Source organism: Pyruvatibacter sp. HU-CL02332 (assembly GCF_040362765.1).
GTDB lineage: Bacteria > Pseudomonadota > Alphaproteobacteria > CGMCC-115125 > CGMCC-115125 > Pyruvatibacter.
This window is the reverse complement of sequence record NZ_BAABWK010000001.1, coordinates 1,284,969-1,302,401: the sequence shown is the minus strand read 5'-3', so window position 1 is coordinate 1,302,401 and position 17,433 is coordinate 1,284,969. Positions and strand designations below refer to the sequence as shown.

20 protein-coding genes are annotated in these 17,433 nt (G+C 58.5%); 16 read left to right on the top strand and 4 right to left on the bottom strand.

Annotated elements, in window-relative coordinates; translation table 11 throughout:
- The first annotated feature begins 11 nt into the window (after nt 1–11).
- From ABXH05_RS06040 to amt, 3 genes are all read left to right on the top strand, one after another.
- Nucleotides 12–614 carry a TetR/AcrR family transcriptional regulator gene (locus ABXH05_RS06040; protein WP_353560214.1) on the top strand — a complete coding sequence of 201 codons (603 nt, stop codon included), beginning with the start codon at nt 12–14 and terminating at the stop codon, nt 612–614.
- Between the two features lie 13 nt (nt 615–627).
- Nucleotides 628–1,536, top strand: coding sequence for a phytanoyl-CoA dioxygenase family protein (locus ABXH05_RS06035; RefSeq protein WP_353560213.1), 909 nt, complete (start codon nt 628–630; stop codon nt 1,534–1,536).
- A 153-nt stretch (nt 1,537–1,689) separates the two neighbouring features.
- Entirely contained in the window at nt 1,690–3,837 is a 2,148-nt protein-coding gene (amt, locus tag ABXH05_RS06030) for an ammonium transporter (RefSeq protein WP_353560212.1), read from the top strand.
- Here the strand turns inward: amt and pdxY are convergent.
- Nucleotides 3,834–4,655 (bottom strand): pyridoxal kinase, encoded by an 822-nt coding sequence (gene pdxY / locus ABXH05_RS06025; RefSeq protein WP_353560211.1) that lies wholly within the window; start codon nt 4,653–4,655, stop codon nt 3,834–3,836. The genes amt and pdxY overlap by 4 nt on opposite strands.
- Nucleotides 4,656–4,773: 118 nt before the next feature.
- Here pdxY and ABXH05_RS06020 point away from each other — a divergent pair, with 118 nt between their 5' ends.
- Both ABXH05_RS06020 and ABXH05_RS06015 read left to right on the top strand, forming a co-directional pair.
- A complete protein-coding gene (locus ABXH05_RS06020) occupies nt 4,774–5,643 on the top strand; it encodes an HpcH/HpaI aldolase/citrate lyase family protein (protein WP_348136252.1) in 870 nt (289 codons plus the stop codon).
- Nucleotides 5,640–6,683 (top strand): MaoC family dehydratase, encoded by a 1,044-nt coding sequence (locus ABXH05_RS06015; RefSeq protein WP_353560210.1) that lies wholly within the window; start codon nt 5,640–5,642, stop codon nt 6,681–6,683. The genes ABXH05_RS06020 and ABXH05_RS06015 overlap by 4 nt, the downstream gene beginning before the upstream one ends.
- On the opposite strand, the gene ABXH05_RS06010 is transcribed toward ABXH05_RS06015, so the two are convergent.
- The 3 genes from ABXH05_RS06010 to ABXH05_RS06000 form a co-directional block, all read right to left on the bottom strand.
- Nucleotides 6,680–7,405 carry a crotonase/enoyl-CoA hydratase family protein gene (locus tag ABXH05_RS06010; protein ID WP_353560209.1) on the bottom strand — a complete coding sequence of 242 codons (726 nt, stop codon included), beginning with the start codon at nt 7,403–7,405 and terminating at the stop codon, nt 6,680–6,682. The genes ABXH05_RS06015 and ABXH05_RS06010 overlap by 4 nt on opposite strands.
- 12 nt (nt 7,406–7,417) lie before the next feature.
- Nucleotides 7,418–7,867, bottom strand: a complete 450-nt coding sequence (locus tag ABXH05_RS06005; protein WP_348136249.1) for a PaaI family thioesterase — start codon at nt 7,865–7,867, stop codon at nt 7,418–7,420.
- Between the two features lie 193 nt (nt 7,868–8,060).
- Nucleotides 8,061–8,528 carry a hypothetical protein gene (locus ABXH05_RS06000; RefSeq protein ID WP_353560208.1) on the bottom strand — a complete coding sequence of 156 codons (468 nt, stop codon included), beginning with the start codon at nt 8,526–8,528 and terminating at the stop codon, nt 8,061–8,063.
- Nucleotides 8,529–8,815: 287 nt separating this feature from the next.
- Between ABXH05_RS06000 and sdhC the strand changes: the two genes are divergently transcribed.
- The 11 genes from sdhC (at nt 8,816) to ABXH05_RS05945 (ending at nt 17,432) form a co-directional block, all read left to right on the top strand.
- Nucleotides 8,816–9,232, top strand: coding sequence for a succinate dehydrogenase, cytochrome b556 subunit (gene sdhC / locus ABXH05_RS05995; protein ID WP_348136247.1), 417 nt, complete (start codon nt 8,816–8,818; stop codon nt 9,230–9,232).
- The gene (sdhD, locus tag ABXH05_RS05990; protein WP_348136246.1) at nt 9,232–9,615 is read left to right on the top strand and encodes a succinate dehydrogenase, hydrophobic membrane anchor protein; all 384 of its coding nucleotides are present in this window, start codon (nt 9,232–9,234) and stop codon (nt 9,613–9,615) included. Before sdhC ends, sdhD begins: the two co-directional genes overlap by 1 nt.
- Before the next feature lie 28 nt (nt 9,616–9,643).
- Nucleotides 9,644–11,473: a succinate dehydrogenase flavoprotein subunit gene (gene sdhA / locus ABXH05_RS05985; protein ID WP_348136245.1), complete on the top strand. Its 1,830-nt coding sequence runs from the start codon at nt 9,644–9,646 to the stop codon at nt 11,471–11,473.
- Nucleotides 11,474–11,494: 21 nt separating this feature from the next.
- Nucleotides 11,495–12,277, top strand: coding sequence for a succinate dehydrogenase iron-sulfur subunit (locus tag ABXH05_RS05980; RefSeq protein ID WP_353560207.1), 783 nt, complete (start codon nt 11,495–11,497; stop codon nt 12,275–12,277).
- A gap of 18 nt (nt 12,278–12,295) precedes the next feature.
- On the top strand, nt 12,296–12,658 hold the full coding sequence (locus ABXH05_RS05975) for a VOC family protein (protein ID WP_348136242.1): 363 nt from the start codon (nt 12,296–12,298) through the stop codon (nt 12,656–12,658).
- 74 nt (nt 12,659–12,732) lie between these two features.
- On the top strand, nt 12,733–13,080 hold the full coding sequence (locus ABXH05_RS05970; protein WP_353560206.1) for an ArsR/SmtB family transcription factor: 348 nt from the start codon (nt 12,733–12,735) through the stop codon (nt 13,078–13,080).
- 44 nt (nt 13,081–13,124) lie between these two features.
- Nucleotides 13,125–13,637, top strand: coding sequence for an ArsI/CadI family heavy metal resistance metalloenzyme (locus ABXH05_RS05965; protein WP_353560205.1), 513 nt, complete (start codon nt 13,125–13,127; stop codon nt 13,635–13,637).
- 34 nt (nt 13,638–13,671) lie between these two features.
- A complete protein-coding gene (locus ABXH05_RS05960; RefSeq protein WP_353560204.1) occupies nt 13,672–14,178 on the top strand; it encodes an arsenate reductase ArsC in 507 nt (168 codons plus the stop codon).
- Nucleotides 14,179–14,184: 6 nt separating this feature from the next.
- Entirely contained in the window at nt 14,185–14,850 is a 666-nt protein-coding gene (locus ABXH05_RS05955) for an aquaporin (RefSeq protein ID WP_353560203.1), read from the top strand.
- 139 nt (nt 14,851–14,989) lie between these two features.
- Nucleotides 14,990–16,486, top strand: a complete 1,497-nt coding sequence (locus ABXH05_RS05950) for a CoA-acylating methylmalonate-semialdehyde dehydrogenase (protein ID WP_353560202.1) — start codon at nt 14,990–14,992, stop codon at nt 16,484–16,486.
- Between the two features lie 100 nt (nt 16,487–16,586).
- Complete coding sequence (locus ABXH05_RS05945; protein WP_353560200.1) at nt 16,587–17,432, top strand: arylamine N-acetyltransferase family protein; 846 nt, start codon at nt 16,587–16,589, stop codon at nt 17,430–17,432.
- Nucleotide 17,433: the final 1 nt, after the last annotated feature.

Sequence of the window (17,433 nt, the reverse complement as noted above, 5' to 3'; positions counted from 1 at the left end):
TTTATATAATCATGATTATGCCAAAAAAGGTGGACCATGATCAGCGCCGTTCCCAGCTTGCCGAAGCGGCCGTCGTCGCCATTGATACCCACGGGCTCGACAGCGTCCGACTGATCGATGTCGCCCGCGAGGCCAAGCTCACCACCGGGGCTGTGGTCCACTACCTCAACAACAAGGACGACGTGCTTCTGGCGGCCTTTGATCAGGTCGGGCTGCGCAATGCGGAGCGTCTTGAGCAGACGCGCGGCATGGACCCGGTGGACCGGGCCATGACCTATCTGCCCCATAATGATGAGACGGCGCGGGAGTGGCGCGTCTTCCTGCAATTCTGGGGACGCGGGGTCAGTGATCCGGCGTTTCGGGAGCGGCACCGCGCCGGGTATGAGGCGCTTGCCCACTCGCTGCGTCTTGAGCTTGAAGCCGGTGGCGCGACCGATCCGCAGACTGTTGCTGATGCCATGATTGCGGGCGTTGATGGCATTGCTGTGCGTGTGGCGATGGAGCCGGACGCCTGGGACATGACGCGCATGCGCAAGACGATCTCCGCTCTGATTTTACCGCTGATGGCGGCGCACACCCCAGACACCCCAGACAATCCAGACAATGCGAACTGACAGGGAGTTACCCATGCCTCAACTGACGAGCCTGCTGGCGACTGCGTCGCAGGAAGAAATTGCCAAGATCATGGACCGCGATGGTGCGATGATTCTGACGGGCGCTATGGATGATGCGTTGTTTGCGCGTATTGATGCGGAGACGCAGCCGCTGATGGATGCGTCTGCCAAGGGCAATGACGCATTCACCGGTCACAACACGACGCGGACGGGCGCGCTGGTATCCCGCTCTCCGGCATGTCGTGAGGCGGTGATGGATGCAACGGTTCTGGAAGCCGCCAACCGTTTCCTGCTGCCCTATTGCGATCGGATCCAGTTGCACCTGACGCAGCTCATCCGGCTGTTGCCGGGGCAGGGCAAGCAGCCGCTTCACCGCGACAGGCTCGCCTGGGGCGGCTACCTGCCGGACATTGAACCGCAATTCAACACCATCTGGGCCCTGACGGATTTTACCGAAGAGAACGGTGCGACGCAGGTCGTGCCGGGCAGTCACAAATGGGACGAGAAGCGCCAGGCTGAGCCTCACGAGGTCTGTCAGGCTGTCATGCCACGTGGCTCGGTGCTGCTGTATACGGGCTCGGTCATTCACAGTGGTGGTGAAAACAAGTCGCAGGCCCCCCGGGTGGGAATGAACATTACTTACTGTCTGGGCTGGCTCAGAACAGAAGAGAACCAGTACCTCTCCTGCCCGCCGGACGTTGCCAGGACTTTGGCCCCTGAGCTTCAGGAACTGCTTGGCTACACGATGGGGTCCTATGCGCTTGGCTACTACAGCCCGCCACAACCCAGCCCTGAGATTCCCGACACTGTGCCGCCTGAGTTGGCGCTGGGTCGACTGCCGCGGGAAGCTCCTGTGGCCAAGAAGATCATGGAGAACTCCTCAGCCGAAATAGGGTCTTTTGTGCCCCTCGAAGGGCAGTGATCGGTAAGGCATCGTTAACATATGACGGGTTCGGACGAAGGAAATAGGCCGGACCCGTCACACTTTTGCTACTGACGTTCCGTCAATCTTAACCTTCTTCCACCAAACTCGCCTGCAGGTATTTGTTTCAACCTGCGTCTCGATGAGTTTGGTATGGGCGATCCCGCTATTACGGACAATACAATCTGGCTGCTGGTGTGCACCGTCCTGGTGCTGCTGATGCAAGCCGGATTTACGTGCCTCGAAACGGGGCTTGTCCGGGCCAAAAATTCCATCAATGTTGCGGTCAAAAACGTAGCTGATTTCTGCGTTGCCAGCCTCGCCTTCTGGGCCGTGGGCTTCGGCATCATGTTTGGTGCCACCGCCGGTGGTGTGTTCGGTACATCGTTCTTCTTCTTTGATACCGGTCCGTTTGATGGCACGGGTAGCGCCTGGTTGATGGCGTTCTTCTTCTTTCAGCTGGCCTTCTGTGGCACGGCGACGACCATCGTGTCCGGCGCGGTTGCAGAACGCATGAGTTTTCGCGGTTACCTGATGACTGCTGTCATTCTGAGTGCGTGCATTTATCCAGTTTTCGGGCATTGGGCCTGGGGTGGCTTTGGCATTGATACCCAGATGGGGTGGCTGCAGGAACTTGGCTTTATCGACTTTGCCGGTTCGACGGTTGTGCACAGCATCGGTGGCTGGGTGGCTCTGGCCGCGGTGATCATCATTGGTCCTCGTCTTGGCCAGTTTGATGAAAGCAACTCAGCCACGGAGTCTCACAACACGCCTGTTGCCGTATTCGGCATGTTTCTCCTGTGGGTCGGCTGGTTCGGTTTTAATGGCGGGTCGACACTCGCGATGGACGTGTCCGTCCCTCACATCATGGTGCACACGCTCATTGCAGCGGCGGCAGGTGGTGTGACTGCGATGGCATTGACCTGGAACAGTCGCGGGGCGCCAAACGCAGTCGACTCTTTGAACGGTGTCCTTGCCGGACTTGTCGCGATCACAGCTTCCGCTCATGTGGCAACGATTGGAGCATCGATCCTTATTGGCGGCATAGGGGCGGTTGTCGCTCTTGGATGTAAGGCATTGTTGCAGCGCTATCGCATTGATGATGCGGTTGGGGCGGTGCCGGTTCACCTGGCTGCGGGCATCTGGGGCACACTTGCGGTGGCGCTGGTTGGTGACGCGTCGCTGTGGGGTACAGGCTATACACGTCTTGAGCAGTTTGGTGTTCAGGCGCTTGGGGTTACCGTCGCGGGTATCTACGCGTTTGGCGTCGGCTATGCGGTGCTATCTCTTATCAATTGGTTCATGCCGCTGCGTGTCACCGCCGAAGCTGAACATATGGGTCTCAATGCGTCTGAACATGGGGCGTCCACAGCCATTCATGACTTGATACATGCGATGGATACCCAGAAGCAGACGGGCGACTTTTCCATGCGTGTGCCGGTGGAGCCCTACACAGAAGCTGGGCAGATCGCTGCTCAGTACAATCAGGTTCTGGACCGTGTTCACGGGGAGATGACGGCGCGCGAACAGACCTCGGCCCAGCTGCGGACAGCGCGCGATCAGGCGGAGATTGCCAATGCCGCCAAGTCACAATTTCTGGCAAATATGAGCCACGAACTTCGCACGCCGCTCAATGCCATCATCGGTTTTTCTGAGATCATCAATGGTGAGCTGTTCGGTCCGCTGGGCAACGAGCAGTACAAGGAATATGTCTCTGACATTCACGACTCCGGCTCTCACCTCCTGTCGATCATCAATGACATTCTTGATCTGTCAAAGATTGAAGCAGACAGCTACGACCTGGCCGAGGATGAGCTGAATGTGCGCGACGTCATGACGGCGTGCGAGCGCATGATCCGTACGCGAGCGCAAAGTGGTCAGCTGAACCTTGCTGTTGAAATTGAACCCGACCTGCCAGCACTCGTGGCTGATGAGCGTGCCCTGAAACAAATGTTGATTAACCTCGTGTCCAACGCTGTGAAGTTCACGCCAGAGGGTGGTGACATTGCACTGCGGGCGCGTCTTGAAGCTGATGGACGCATCGCCATTGAGGTTGCCGATACCGGGGTAGGTATCGCGCGCTCTGACATTGCCAAGGCGTTTGAGCCCTTCGCTCAGCTGCAGGCCGATGCAACGGTTTTCAAGGCTGACGGCACAGGCCTTGGTCTTCCGTTGACCGCAGCCCTGGCGCGCAGTCATCAGGCGACGCTGGTGGTGGATAGCGAACCGGGCAGAGGTACGGCGATTACGATCCGCTTCCCGCTTGAGCGTATCGTTGTCAACAAGACAGCGGCTGCCTAAAGGCTATCTGCAATCTTCCTGATGACGTGACCCGCGCCTACCAGTGGCAACTCCGCAAGACCTTGACGGCTTGCTGTCTCGATCAACTCGCTGACAATTTGTGATGCGGCTGTAGCCGCTGGTGTGGGGTCTGCTCCGCGAAGCCGTATGGCCAGATAGGCTGCAGCCATGACGTCTCCAATCCCGTTGGGAGGTGACGGTGCGCGCTGTGTCTCGAACGTCATGTCTTCGTCCTGCGCATAGACAAGGGTCGCGATCGTTTCAGGTGATGTGCCTGGGGCAGACGTGACAAGCACCTCTGCGGTTTTCAGGCTGAGCGCTGCGTCATCGATCCCGGCTTTGTCATCCATGGGCCAGGGCAGGCCTGTGAGGGTGGTCAGCTCGAACAGGTTGGGCGTGGCAATGGTGGCCAGGGGCATGAGCGTATCGCGCAAGGCTGGCGGGACGCTCTCGTGGACATACACCGTGCCATTGTCGCCAAGTATGGGATCAATCAACACGGGCAGATCGGGCGTCGCATGTTTGAGACGCGAGATGGTCTTTGCCGCAGCGTCAATCTGGTCGTGGCTGGTGAAATATCCGGTCATGACGGCGGTGACCTGATCCATCCAGCCGCCAGCCCACAAATTTTCCAGGAGTGCTTCGATCTCTGTTGCCGGCGTGCTGCGGCCAGCCGGTGTGCCGTGGCCGGGATGATGCGACAGCAGGACGGTGGGTATGGCCCAAACCTCGTGACCTAGCGTCTCCAGCACGAACTGCGCTGCTGAATTGCCGACATGCCCGGCAACGACCTGAGATGAAATGGCAAGGATCGTCATATGGGCCTGTCTTGGTCATCCTGTTTGTTCTAAGCCGGTGGGTGTTGGCTTGATGGTCTGTTGAGACATAAGGTGCGGGCCGATATCGCAGCACTCTCCCCCATGAGATGGAACAACCATGCTACCTCAGTTTGATGCCGGGCGTCCCCGTCGGTCTGTTTTGTATATGCCCGGTGCCAATGCTCGGGCGCTTGAAAAGGCGCGGACGCTGGATGCGGATGCTCTGATCCTTGATCTTGAGGATGCGGTGTCGCCGGATGCAAAGGAACTTGCCCGCGAGCAGGTGGTGGCGGCGGTAAAGGCCGGTGGCTATGGCGCACGCGAGGTTGTTGTGCGCGTCAACGGATTGGATACGCCGTGGGGTGCAGATGACCTGCGCGCCGTCAACGGGATTGGGGCCGACGGTGTTCTGGTGCCCAAGGTCAACGGACCCGGTGACATTGATGCAGCGGCTGGGCTTCTGACGAACGAACCGATCTGGGCGATGATGGAAACACCGGCTGCGATGTTTGCGGCGCAGGCGATTGCGCAGCACCCCTTGCTGTGCGTTCTGGTGATGGGCACCAACGATCTTGTGAAAGAACTGAAGGCCGCTCGGGTGCCGGGGCGTGCGCCGTTGCTTACGGCGTTGCAGATGTCATTGCTGGCAGCGCGCGATGCGGCCTGCATCGCGATTGATGGCGTCTACAATGACATCAAGAATGAAACCGGCTTCGCAGAAGAGTGCGTGCAGGGCCGCGACTTTGGCTTTGACGGCAAGACATTGATCCACCCCTCGCAGATTGCGCCCTGCAATGACGTGTTTGCGCCATCGGCTGACGCTGTGGCGGAGGCAAGGGACATCATTGCAGCGTTTGACGCGCCGGACGCGCGGGGCAAGGGTGTCATCACGGTCGGGGGCAAGATGGTTGAACTGCTGCATGCAGAAGAATCACGGCGGCTGGTGGCCGTGGCAGATGCCATTGCGGCCAAGGAGGCGGCGAAATGAGCGTGTCCAAATCCAGTGGCGGCAATTATCTTGAAGACTTTTCTGCCGGGCAGGTTCTTGACCATGCAACGCCACGCACGGTGACGGCGGGTGATGTTGCGCTGTACACGGCACTGTACGGTACGCGCTTTGCGCTTCAATCCTCAGAAATCTTCGCGCAATCATGTGGGCTGCATCAGGCGCCGCTGGATGACTGGCTGGTATTCCATATCGTCTTTGGCAAGACCGTGCCGGACATCTCACTCAATGCTGTAGCCAATCTGGGGTATGCCGACGGGCGCTTTGGTGTTCCCGTCTATGCGGGCGATACGCTGCGCGCTGTCTCTGAAGTGATTGGCATCAAGGAGAACTCCAACGGCAAGACAGGTGTCGTCTATGTCCGGACGCGGGGGCTCAATCAGAACAATCAGGAAGTCCTGTCCTATGCGCGCTGGGTGATGGTGCGCAAGCGCGATGAAGCATCAGTGATTGCTGCCGCGCCGCCGCCAGCACTGGCGGACCATGTGGCACCGGAGAGCATCGCGTCGCGGTCAGTGCCTGACTTCCTGAACTTTGATTTCGGCCTGAGTGGTGAGGCGCATCGCTGGGGTGACTATGAGGTCGGCGAGAAGATCGACCACATGGACGGCATGACGGTTGAAGAAGCAGAGCATCAGCTTGCGACGCGGCTGTACCAGAACACGGCTCGTGTGCACTTCAATCAGTTTGCGGAAAGCAAAGGTCGATTTGGCAAGCGACTGATCTATGGCGGCCATGTCATTAGTCTGGCGCGGTCGCTGTCGTTCAACGGACTGGCCAATGCTGTCAAGGTAGTGGCGCTCAATGGCGGGCGGCATGTGGCACCGCTCTTCTCAGGCGATACCGTCTTTGCCTGGAGCGAAGTGCTGGCCAAGGCAGAGATCGCAGGGCGCGATGATGCGGGCCTTTTGCGCCTGCGCATGATCGCGACAAAGGATCTTCCGTGTGCCGACTTCCCGCAGCCGGACCATGCGGACGGTGTTATTCTGGATCTTGATATGTGGGTGGCGATGCCGCGCTAGGCGGCGCCCAGCGAGGCTGCAAGATTGTCCGGTGTCAGTTCGCTTTCTATCGCGCATCGCAGTGCTTTGACGGCTGTGTCGCGCGCTTTCTTCTTGCTGCCTGCGTGTGCCTTGAGATCAATTTGCGCCAGGCTGTGGGCCGTATAGCGGGCCTGGGCCTCTAGCGTGTCGGCGGGCACGACCTTGTCAATGAAACCGGCAAGGGCTGCTTCTGATGGCCCCAGCATTTCGCCGGTCATGAGACATCTGTTGAAGTAGGCGGGGGTCAGGCGTTGGCGGGCGATCTCGATCGCGAAGGCTGGCAGTGTCAGGCCGATGGCAACTTCATTCATGCCGATGCGGTAGTCGCTGTCGGCACCTAGTCTCACATCCGCGCACATCATCAAGAAGGCACCCATGGGATAGGCGTGGCCACTGCATGCGGTGACCACGGGCTTTGAACATTTGAGAATCCGCTCTGCCAGCTCGGCACCGAGCACAAGCATTTCCAATGAGGCGTCGGCGCCTGCGGCAAACACCCCCATGTCAAAGCCCGCGGAAAACACTTTCGCTGTGCTGGTCAGCAGGATGACCTTTGTTTCCTTGTCGGCTTCTGCTTTCCTGAAAGCGGTGTGCAGATCGCCAAGCATGGCGGGGGACATGACATTGACCTTGCCGTCGTCCATGGTGATGGAGGTAACGCCGTCCGTCGTGTCGCTGGTTATGCGGGGGCTGTGTGTCATGGTCTGCTTCCTTCACGGGTACATGTAGCTGATGGTGGCGAGCGCAACGGCGACGAGTTTTTCTTCACCGTCGTTGATGCATGACACTTTGGCTTCGGTGACCGCCTGCGTTTTGCCGCGGCGGATGACATTGGCGCGCACGATGGCGCGCTCGCCGACTGAAGGGCGCAGGATGTTGATCTTGTATTCAGCGGTGACGGCCCCCAGCGCGCCTTCGGGCCGCATGGTGCCGGCGACGGCTGCGCTTGCGTTATCCGCGAGGTAGCCGATGACGCCACCGTGGATGAACCCGTTTTGCTGACTCAGCTCTTCGCGGTTGTCCACATAGAGCTCAAGATGTCCTTCACCGATGGCCGACATCCGGGCGCCGACCAGCTTGGTGAATGGCTGGCCAAGAACTGTGGTGGCGACGCGGTGGAGTTCTTTGGACAGCGCGGCGGTGTCGAGTGGTTGAATGGTCATGCTTCGTTTGTCCCCGCACTTCATAAAATGTGAGGTCAAGGTCAGCATGTGGGCGCGTCGGTACAATCGGTGCGGGATGCAACGCGATTTGCGTACTTACACAAGTGTCAGTCAGTCGCTGCGTCGCTTGGGCTGTCGCGCGGTTTTCGCAAATGGCATTGCGGACAGGATTTGGCAGCTCTGCTGCGCCAACTTACTGAAAAAGGCGGCGTTCCTGGTTGCTGAGGGTCCGGGTGACCCCTTCTTCCTCGATGGCCACAACATCAGGCGTTGTCGCAAAGGAGTTGTCCTCACGTTCCACAAAACTGCAGGTGATCCGTCCGGGAATCACTGCGCCGTCCGGTGGGCCGGGAGGCAGAACGCGTTCATAGGGCATGGCAATTTCGAGGGTGCTCTTGAACTGATCACCAAAGCGCTGATCCTGGAAATAGCTCTGCCGGGCCCCCCGGATGATCAGGCTCTCGTCTGGATCCATGCCGTCCGGTATCCCGAATATCGCCTCAAACCCCTGCTGGCAGGCCTGTAGATGAGGCACGGAGAGGGTGGTGAGAGAAGGGTCGACGGTAATGTTTCGGGCAGGCTCCTGGGCGCTGGCGGCGCTTGAGCCCGCGAGAACAAAACCCAGAGCGAACAAGGATATTTTGCCGGATTTGAAGACCATCTGATTTGACCATTTCCTGTGAAGTACTCCGAGAAGCCAGTGTGGTGACGCTTCATGTCGGAAAAATGATGGCCTTGCCGCAACGTCAAACGAGTGTCGCGGCGTCTCGCCGCATAGGGCTCATGTGGGCTGGTCCAGTGGTGTGGGTGGGATAGATCTCTTTTCAGACTGGGATTTTGATCGCCAAATCCCCGCTGCACGGTTTGCCACACGCGCGGTGCCGCGATAAGTAACCCTCCAAAGGGGTTTTCCCTCAGGTTTCCAAGGTTTTTGAGAGGCATTCGCAAATGGCAGACACACAGGTGGAGCCGGCGCTGAGAGAGCGGCCGATGTCGCCGCATCTGCAGATTTATACGCCGCTGATGTCGATGGTGATGTCCATCGTGCACCGGATGACCGGCGTGGCATTGTTTTTTGGCACCGTCCTGCTGGCTTGGTGGCTGGCAGCAGCCGCTATCGGCCCTGATGCCTATGCCAGCTTCATGGCGCTGGCAGACAGCACCATCGGACGCCTTGTGCTCTTTGGGTACACCTGGGCGCTGATCCACCACATGCTGGGCGGCCTTCGTCACTTCATCTGGGACACGGGACGCGGTTTTGCCCTTGGCATGGTTGATCTGATGGCTTGGGGCACACTGATCCTGTCTGTGTCCCTCACGCTGGTGATCTGGTTTGCCACCTTCCGCATGATGGGAGCGATGTAATGAGCGATCTTCGTACACCCCGCGCCAAAGTTCGCGGTCTTGGGTCTGCCAAAGAGGGCACCGGCCACTTCATCGCGCAGCGCGTGACGGCCATTGCCATGGTGCCGCTTGGCATTGCGCTGGTTGCAGCCATCATTTCCCAGCTTGGCGCCGACCATGAAAGCTTTAAGTCCTTCATGGGCAACCCGCTGATTGCAGTTGGCTTCCTGCTGCTGATCTTCACGGGCACCTATCATATGCGTCTTGGAATGCAGGTGGTCATTGAAGACTACGTGCACACTGAGGTCCGCAAAGTTCTGGCACTTCTGGCCAGCACATTTTTCGCGATTGTTGTCGCTGCCGTTGCCGGTTTCTCGGTTCTGAAACTGGCTTTGGGCGCGTAAGGGCCAAGGCTCGAAAAAGGAAATCTGTATGAGCACGAACGGGTCAACAAACGGTGCGGGCAACGGCAAGGCCGGGCCTGCCTATGAGATCACTGACCACACATTTGACGTTGTGGTCGTCGGTGCCGGGGGCTCGGGCCTTCGTGCCACCCTTGGCTGTGCGGAAGCGGGTCTTCGGACTGCCTGCATCTCCAAGGTGTTTCCAACGCGCTCGCACACAGTCGCAGCGCAGGGCGGCATCTCAGCCTCCCTTGGCAACATGGGCGATGATGACTGGCGCTGGCACATGTACGACACCGTCAAGGGGTCGGACTGGTTGGGTGACCAGGACGCGATTGAGTATCTGTGCCGCAATGCGCCTGAAGCTGTGTATGAGCTTGAGCACTTTGGTGTGCCGTTCTCGCGTACTGAAGAAGGCAAGATCTACCAGCGTCCGTTTGGTGGCATGACCACCAATTACGGTGAAGGCATTGCCCAGCGTACCTGTGCGGCCGCTGACCGTACGGGCCATGCCATTCTGCATACGCTCTATGGCCAGGCTGTCCGTCACAACGCTGAATTCTTCATCGAGTATTTCGTGCTTGATCTCATCATGGTCGATGGCCGTTGCGCCGGTGTCATGGTTCTCAACATGGATGACGGCACCATTCACCGGTTCCAAGCGAACATGGTGATCCTTGCCACTGGCGGGTATGGCCGGACCTATTTCTCCTGCACTTCCGCTCACACCTGCACAGGTGACGGCAATGCGATGGTTCTGCGCGCAGGCCTGCCGCTGCAGGATATGGAGTTCGTGCAGTTCCACCCGACTGGCATCTACGGATCGGGTTGTCTGATTACGGAAGGCTCGCGCGGCGAAGGTGGCTATCTCACCAACTCCGAAGGCGAGCGTTTCATGGAACGCTACGCGCCATCCGCCAAGGACCTTGCATCCCGCGACGTGGTGTCCCGGTCCATGAGCATGGAAATTCGTGAAGGCCGCGGTGTGGGCGATGAGGGAGATCATATCTTCCTGCATCTTGATCACCTTGATCCGAAAATCCTGGCGGAACGCCTGCCGGGTATTTCTGAATCAGCGCGCATCTTTGCCGGTGTTGATGTCACCAAGGAACCGATCCCGGTTCTGCCGACGGTGCACTACAATATGGGTGGTATCCCCACCAACTATCACGGTGAAGTCGTGGTGCCGAAGGATGGCGATCCTGATGCGGTGGTGCCGGGCCTCATGGCCATTGGTGAAGCGGCATGTGTGTCCGTACACGGTGCAAACCGTCTTGGCTCCAACTCACTGATTGACCTTGTTGTGTTTGGTCGCGCTTCTGGTCTGCGCTGTGCTGAAATTCTCACCCCGGGTGAGCGTCAGCGCGAACTTCCTGCAGATGCAGGTCAGGCCTCTCTCGATCGTCTGGACCACTTCCGCTATGCGGATGGCGGCACCATGACAGCCGAACTTCGCCTCAAGATGCAGAAGAACATGCAGACGAATTGTGCAGTGTTCCGGACCGGCGAAACGCTGAACGAAGGCGTGACGCAGATGGCCGACATCTATTCGGGCTTGCCGGACATCAAGGTCACGGACCGTTCGATGATCTGGAACTCGGACCTGATCGAAACACTTGAGTTCGACAATCTGATTTCACAGGCCGCCGTCACCATGAGGTCTGCTGCGAACCGTCTGGAAAGCCGTGGTGGGCATGCCCGCGAAGACTATCCGGATCGCAACGATGACGAGTGGATGAAGCACACGCTGGCGTGGGTCGATGACAAGGGCAACGTGTCCATCGATTTCCGCCCCGTGCACAGCTTCACCATGAGCAACGACATTGAATATATCGCGCCCAAGGCGCGCGTCTATTAAGCGTAAAGAGGACTTAGAACCATGGTCGAACTGACGCTGCCGCGTAATTCGAAGGTCAATGGCAAGGGTAAGACCTATGCAGCGCCCAAGGATGCCAAGAAGGTCAAAACCTTCAAGGTGTATCGCTGGTCGCCGGATGACGACGAGAACCCACGGGTCGATACCTACAAGGTGGATATGTCCACCTGTGGCCCGATGGTGCTTGACGCGCTCATCAAGATCAAAAACGAGATGGACTCAACGCTGACGTTCCGGCGCTCCTGCCGTGAAGGTATCTGCGGGTCCTGCGCCATGAACATTGACGGCACCAACACGCTGGCCTGCACCAAGGCCATTGATGACGTGAAGGGCGCTGTGGCGATCTATCCCCTGCCGCAGATGCAGGTGGTGAAGGATCTGGTGCCTGATCTCACCAACTTCTATGCGCAGCACGCTTCCATTGAGCCCTATCTCAAGACGGATACGCCCGCCCCTGAAAAGGAATGGAAGCAGAGCCACGAAGACCGCGCCAAGCTGGATGGTCTTTATGAGTGCATCCTGTGCGCGTGTTGCTCGACGGCGTGCCCCAGCTACTGGTGGAACCAGGACCGGTATCTTGGTCCGGCGGCCTTGCTGCAGGCCTATCGCTGGCTGGCCGACAGCCGCGACGAAGCCAAGGGTGAGCGTCTGGACAATCTGGAAGATCCGTTCCGGCTCTATCGCTGCCACACCATCATGAACTGCGCCAAGGCCTGCCCGAAGGGTCTATCCCCGGCAAAGGCCATTGCGGAAATCAAGAAGATGATGGTGGAGCGGCAGGTTTAACTGCTGAGAGAAACCAACATGACAATCACCGCGCTGCATCACGTTCAACTGGCCATGCCAAAGGGCGAGGAAGATGCAGCGCGGCGGTTTTACGACGAGCTTCTGGGCCTGCCTGAAGTTCCCAAGCCCGCAGAGCTGGCAAAGCGCGGTGGCTGCTGGTTTGAAAGCGGTGACATCCGCGTGCATCTGGGCGTCGAAGCCGAGTTCCGCCCCGCCAAAAAAGCTCACCCTGCCTTTCAGGTGTCTGATCTCACCACCATTCGTGACCGGATGATCGCCGGTGGCGTCGATGTCAAAGACGACAATGCCCTTGAAGGCTTCAGCCGCTTTTTCGTCGCTGACCCCTTCGGCAACCGCATCGAAATTCTTCAGCCTGAGTAACCAAATTTCTGCCTTTGGACAGGCGTGGTCACTTTTTGGCTTGCAATATTCGATATTTCAACCATATTCGAAATATGAAAACGATTGACGCAGTAGAAGTCTTTGCCGCCCTTTCCCAGGACACACGTCTGGACGTGTTTCGGTTGCTGGTGAAGGCGCATGATCCTGATCCTGCCAAGGGCGGTCTTCCTGCGGGCGAGATTGCGTCCCGCATGGGGGTCGCACCGGCCACGCTGTCCTTTCATCTCAAGGAACTGGCGCGGGCGGGGCTTCTGGTGAGCCGCAAGGACGGACGCTCCATCATCTACCGGGTTCAGTTTGAAAAGGTCGCGGCGATTGCGAACTTCCTGCTGGAGGATTGCTGCGAGGGGCGCTGTGGCGTCTGCGTCAGTACGTCGAACCTGGAAACAGAATCTGCCTGACCAATTCCCATTCACCTGCCCGACCGTCTGAAGGAGACAACGCGATGAACCGTTTGCATGTATCTGTGACCGTTCCCGACATCGAAGAAGCCAAGACATTCTATGCGGCCATGTTTGGTGCCGATCCCAGCGTTGAGCGGCCGGGTTACGCCAAATGGATGCTTGATGATCCGCGGGTGAACTTCGTTGCCAATGAAGGTGCGGCGGCAAATGGCGTCGATCATCTGGGTATCCAGACGGAAGACGAAGCCGGTCTTCACTCCCTCTATGAGCGCTTCGAGGCGGCATCTGATGATGTGCGCGAAGAAGGCAAGACGGAGTGTTGCTTCGCCAAGTCTGAGAAGAGTTGGGTCACCGATCCGGCGGGGCTGGGCTGGGAGGCATTTCTCACCAGCGAAATCATCGACACCTTCGGGAATGGTCCGATTACGGAGCAAGATGTCATCAGCACGTCATCTGAAGGTGAAAAAAGTGAGGCATCAGTGTCAGGCGATGAAGCTCCTGTTGAGACTTACATACCTGCACCCATTGCCGACAAGGGTAGCTGTTGCTGCTGAGGGGTGATTGTCGAAAGACCATCGGGAAAGACGAATGACTGAAACCTACAACGTTCTGTTCTTGTGCACCGGCAACTCGGCCCGCAGCGTCATGGCCGAGAGCATTCTCAACCGTGCGGGAAAACCGAGGTTCAGGGCCTACAGTGCCGGCAGCCACCCCAAGGGGGTGATCAATCCCGGGGCAACGGCACTCCTGCAGAAACTGAACTACCCGACCGGCGAGCTACGGTCCAAGAATTGGGACGAGTTTGCTGCGGACGGTGCGCCGAAACTGGATTTTGTTTTCACCCTGTGTGACGACGCCGCTGGTGAGGTCTGTCCCATTTGGCCGGGGCAGCCTATGACGGCCCATTGGGGGTTTGAGGACCCGGCAGCAGCCACAGGCAGTGAAGCTGAGATCGCGCAGAAGTTTGCCGAGGTCTATGGGCAGATCGAACGCCGTCTTGAGATTTTTGTCAGCCTTCCGCTGGCCTCTTTGGACAAGCTCACCTTGCAGAAACGACTCGATGACATCGGTCGCGATATGTCTGAGGCGGGCTGACGCTCCATGTCTGATTTCACGTTGACGCGTCGCCTCGCGGCAGAAGCTGTGGGCACCGCCATCCTTGTGGGTACGGTTGTCGGCTCGGGCATCATGGGTGTCGCGCTGGCATCTGGAAATGACGCGGTTGCCTTGTTGGGCAACACGATCGCCACGGGCGCCATTCTGGTGGTTCTCATCATGGTCTTCGGGCCCTTGTCCGGCGCGCATTTCAACCCGGCGGTCACTTTTGCCTTCTGGCTCAAGCGCGACATCACGCTGGCGGCGGCGCTGGCCTACGTTGTTGTGCAGGTCGCAGGCGGGCTGGTTGGGACAGGCCTTGCCCATGCCATGTTTGAGCTCGACATCATTCAGGCGTCGACCCATGTGCGGGCAGGACCACCCCAATGGCTCGGAGAGTTTCTGGCCACCTTTGCCCTGCTGGCTTCCATCCTTGCTTTGCTCAAGACCCGCCCGGAGGCCATTCCCTACGCGGTCGGGCTTGTGATCACCGCTGGCTACTGGTGGACATCCTCCACGTCGTTTGCCAATCCCGCGGTGACCATTGCCCGTGCCTTTACTGATACATTTGCGGGTATCAGACCTGACGATGTGGGACCCTTCATTGCGGCCCAGTTGATTGCCGCAGCGTCAGCCGTGGGTTTCTTTGCCTGGATGTACAAGCAGCGCTAGCAGCTGGTGCGGAGTGCCGTGCGTTGGATGTGCTCCGGCTTGCAGGCAGGGGCGTGATGGCGCTAAGTGACTTTCAACAACTCACCGGTAACGGGGTCACAGTCAGGGAGGCGTGGGGCATACCCCCTTCGTCAGTGCAATGTCGACAGAACTCACTCATTTCATCAATGGCGCCAAGGTGTCCGGCACCAGTGGCAATTTCTATGATGTGTTCAACCCGAACACCGGCGAGGTTCAGGCGCTGACACCGCTTGCGACTGCAGATGAAACCCGCGCCGGCATTGCTGCTGCCGAAGCCGCTTTCCCGGGCTGGTCTCAGGTCAACCCGCAGCGCCGCGCCCGGGTGATGTTTGAGTTCAAGCGCCTGGTCGAAGCCAATATGGATGAGCTTGCCGAGCTGCTCTCCAACCAGCACGGCAAGGTCATCGCCGACAGTAAGGGCGATATTCAGCGCGGCATTGAAGTCATCGAATTTGCCTGCGGCATTCCGCATCTGCAAAAGGGTGAGTTCACTGAAGGTGCGGGTCCTGGCATCGACATGTATTCCATGCGCCAGCCTCTGGGCGTGTGCGCCGGCATCACGCCGTTCAACTTCCCCGCCATGATCCCCATGTGGATGTTTGGGGTCGCCATCGCCTGCGGCAACACTTTCGTCTGCAAGCCGTCTGAAAAAGACCCCGGCGTGCCGCTGCGCCTTGCGGAACTGATGATGGAAGCCGGAGCGCCCTCAGGCGTTTTGAATGTGGTCAATGGTGGCAAGGACGCGGTGGATACGCTGCTGACAGATCCACGCGTTGAAGCCATCAGCTTTGTCGGCGCCTCCACCACGGCTGAATATATTTACGCAACGGGTGCCGCCCACGGCAAACGCGTGCAGGCCATGGGTGGCGCCAAGAACCACGCCATCATCCTGCCGGATGCGGATCTCGATGGCGTTGTGAATGATCTCATTGGCGCGGGTTATGGCTCGGCCGGTGAGCGCTGCATGGCGATTTCGGTTGCCGTGCCTGTTGGTGATGAAACAGCGGACCGTCTTATCGAGAAGCTCATCCCGCGTGTTGAAGCCCTTAGAGTAGGCACGTCCACTGATCCGGATGCGGATTATGGTCCCGTGGTTACGGCAGAGCACCGCGAGAAGATCAAAAGCTATATCGATATGGGCGTCAAAGAAGGCGCTGAGCTTCTGGTTGATGGTCGGGAGTTCTCCCTTCAGGGCTATGAAGACGGGTTCTTCATGGGCGGCTCGCTCTTTGACAAGGTGACGCCGGAGATGACGTCTTACCAGGAAGAGATTTTTGGGCCGGTGCTGCAGATTGCCCGCGCCAAGACACCTGAAGAAGCCATCGCGCTGCCATCCAACCATCAGTACGGCAACGGTGTTGCGATCTTTACCGAAGACGGCAATGCGGCGCGCAACTTTGCCTCTAAAGTGAATGTGGGCATGGTTGGCATCAATGTGCCGATCCCTGTGCCGCTGGCCTATCACTCATTTGGCGGCTGGAAGCGATCAGCCTTTGGCGACACCAACCAGCACGGCACGGAAGGTGTGAAGTTCTGGACCAAGGTCAAGACCGTGACCGCCCGCTGGTCGCGCGGCAATGAGGGCGCAAGCTTCGTCATTCCCACAATGAAGTAAGCCCATTCTCTGATTGGCTATACAGGTTTTGAGCAAATGGCTCTGTCCCCGGACAGGGCCGTTTGTCTTTGTGCCTACTGAAATCATTGAAAGGTGCACCATGTCTGCTGACTTTGATCTTGATGCCTATCTTGGCCATATCGGGTACACGGGTGTCCGCGAGCCGACGCTGGATGTGCTCAAGGCCGTCCACTATGCACAGGCGCTCAAAGTCCCCTTCGAAAATCTGACAGTGCTGGCCAAGTCACCGCCGACACTCGACATTGCGTCGCTGCAGACCAAGATTGTTGACGAAGGCCGTGGTGGATATTGCTTTGAGGTAAACGCGCTTCTGGCGTCAGCGCTTGATGCGCTTGGCTTTGACGTGACCCGCCTCATGGGCCGTGTGCGCTGGAAGACACCAAACGATGTCGCGACGGGCCGCACGCATATGTTGCTCCACATCGCCCTGCCGGAAGGGCCCTATCTGGCGGATGCTGGTTTTGGCGGCATCACCATGACCGGGCCCATTCCCTTCAAGACGGATGTGGAGCTGGAGACGCCACACGAACCGCGCAGGCTTTTGTCGGTTGAAGGTGCGGTGGATACCTATGAGTTGCAGGTGATGCTGGGTGACCAATGGGCGCCGGTCTATCAATTCTCGTTGGAGGCGCAGTCGGCGGCAGATTACGAACTGTCGAACTGGTACACAGCCACGCATCCGCAGTCTATATTCGTGCAGTTTCTGATTGCAGCCCGGCCTGAAGCCGACAGGCGCATCACGCTGTTCAATACGGACCTGACGATCCGCGGGCGCGATGGCGTTGCTGAGGTTACCAAGCTTCACACCGTCGACGAGATTGCGATGGCACTCGCGGACCACTTTGATCTGCATTTATCAGCTGATGAGCGAAAGACCATTCTTGCGCCCCATCTCGACGGGTGGCGCTCTCTCAGTGCAAACTGAG

Coding starts and splice junctions, on each gene's coding strand:
- ABXH05_RS06040 (WP_353560214.1), top strand. CDS start 12: ATGATTATGCCAAAAAAGGTGGACCATGATCAGCGCCGTTCCCAGCTT.
- ABXH05_RS06035 (WP_353560213.1), top strand. CDS start 628: ATGCCTCAACTGACGAGCCTGCTGGCGACTGCGTCGCAGGAAGAAATT.
- amt (WP_353560212.1), top strand. CDS start 1,690: ATGGGCGATCCCGCTATTACGGACAATACAATCTGGCTGCTGGTGTGC.
- pdxY (WP_353560211.1), bottom strand. CDS start 4,655: ATGACGATCCTTGCCATTTCATCTCAGGTCGTTGCCGGGCATGTCGGC.
- ABXH05_RS06020 (WP_348136252.1), top strand. CDS start 4,774: ATGCTACCTCAGTTTGATGCCGGGCGTCCCCGTCGGTCTGTTTTGTAT.
- ABXH05_RS06015 (WP_353560210.1), top strand. CDS start 5,640: ATGAGCGTGTCCAAATCCAGTGGCGGCAATTATCTTGAAGACTTTTCT.
- ABXH05_RS06010 (WP_353560209.1), bottom strand. CDS start 7,405: ATGACACACAGCCCCCGCATAACCAGCGACACGACGGACGGCGTTACC.
- ABXH05_RS06005 (WP_348136249.1), bottom strand. CDS start 7,867: ATGACCATTCAACCACTCGACACCGCCGCGCTGTCCAAAGAACTCCAC.
- ABXH05_RS06000 (WP_353560208.1), bottom strand. CDS start 8,528: ATGGTCTTCAAATCCGGCAAAATATCCTTGTTCGCTCTGGGTTTTGTT.
- sdhC (WP_348136247.1), top strand. CDS start 8,816: ATGGCAGACACACAGGTGGAGCCGGCGCTGAGAGAGCGGCCGATGTCG.
- sdhD (WP_348136246.1), top strand. CDS start 9,232: ATGAGCGATCTTCGTACACCCCGCGCCAAAGTTCGCGGTCTTGGGTCT.
- sdhA (WP_348136245.1), top strand. CDS start 9,644: ATGAGCACGAACGGGTCAACAAACGGTGCGGGCAACGGCAAGGCCGGG.
- ABXH05_RS05980 (WP_353560207.1), top strand. CDS start 11,495: ATGGTCGAACTGACGCTGCCGCGTAATTCGAAGGTCAATGGCAAGGGT.
- ABXH05_RS05975 (WP_348136242.1), top strand. CDS start 12,296: ATGACAATCACCGCGCTGCATCACGTTCAACTGGCCATGCCAAAGGGC.
- ABXH05_RS05970 (WP_353560206.1), top strand. CDS start 12,733: ATGAAAACGATTGACGCAGTAGAAGTCTTTGCCGCCCTTTCCCAGGAC.
- ABXH05_RS05965 (WP_353560205.1), top strand. CDS start 13,125: ATGAACCGTTTGCATGTATCTGTGACCGTTCCCGACATCGAAGAAGCC.
- ABXH05_RS05960 (WP_353560204.1), top strand. CDS start 13,672: ATGACTGAAACCTACAACGTTCTGTTCTTGTGCACCGGCAACTCGGCC.
- ABXH05_RS05955 (WP_353560203.1), top strand. CDS start 14,185: ATGTCTGATTTCACGTTGACGCGTCGCCTCGCGGCAGAAGCTGTGGGC.
- ABXH05_RS05950 (WP_353560202.1), top strand. CDS start 14,990: ATGTCGACAGAACTCACTCATTTCATCAATGGCGCCAAGGTGTCCGGC.
- ABXH05_RS05945 (WP_353560200.1), top strand. CDS start 16,587: ATGTCTGCTGACTTTGATCTTGATGCCTATCTTGGCCATATCGGGTAC.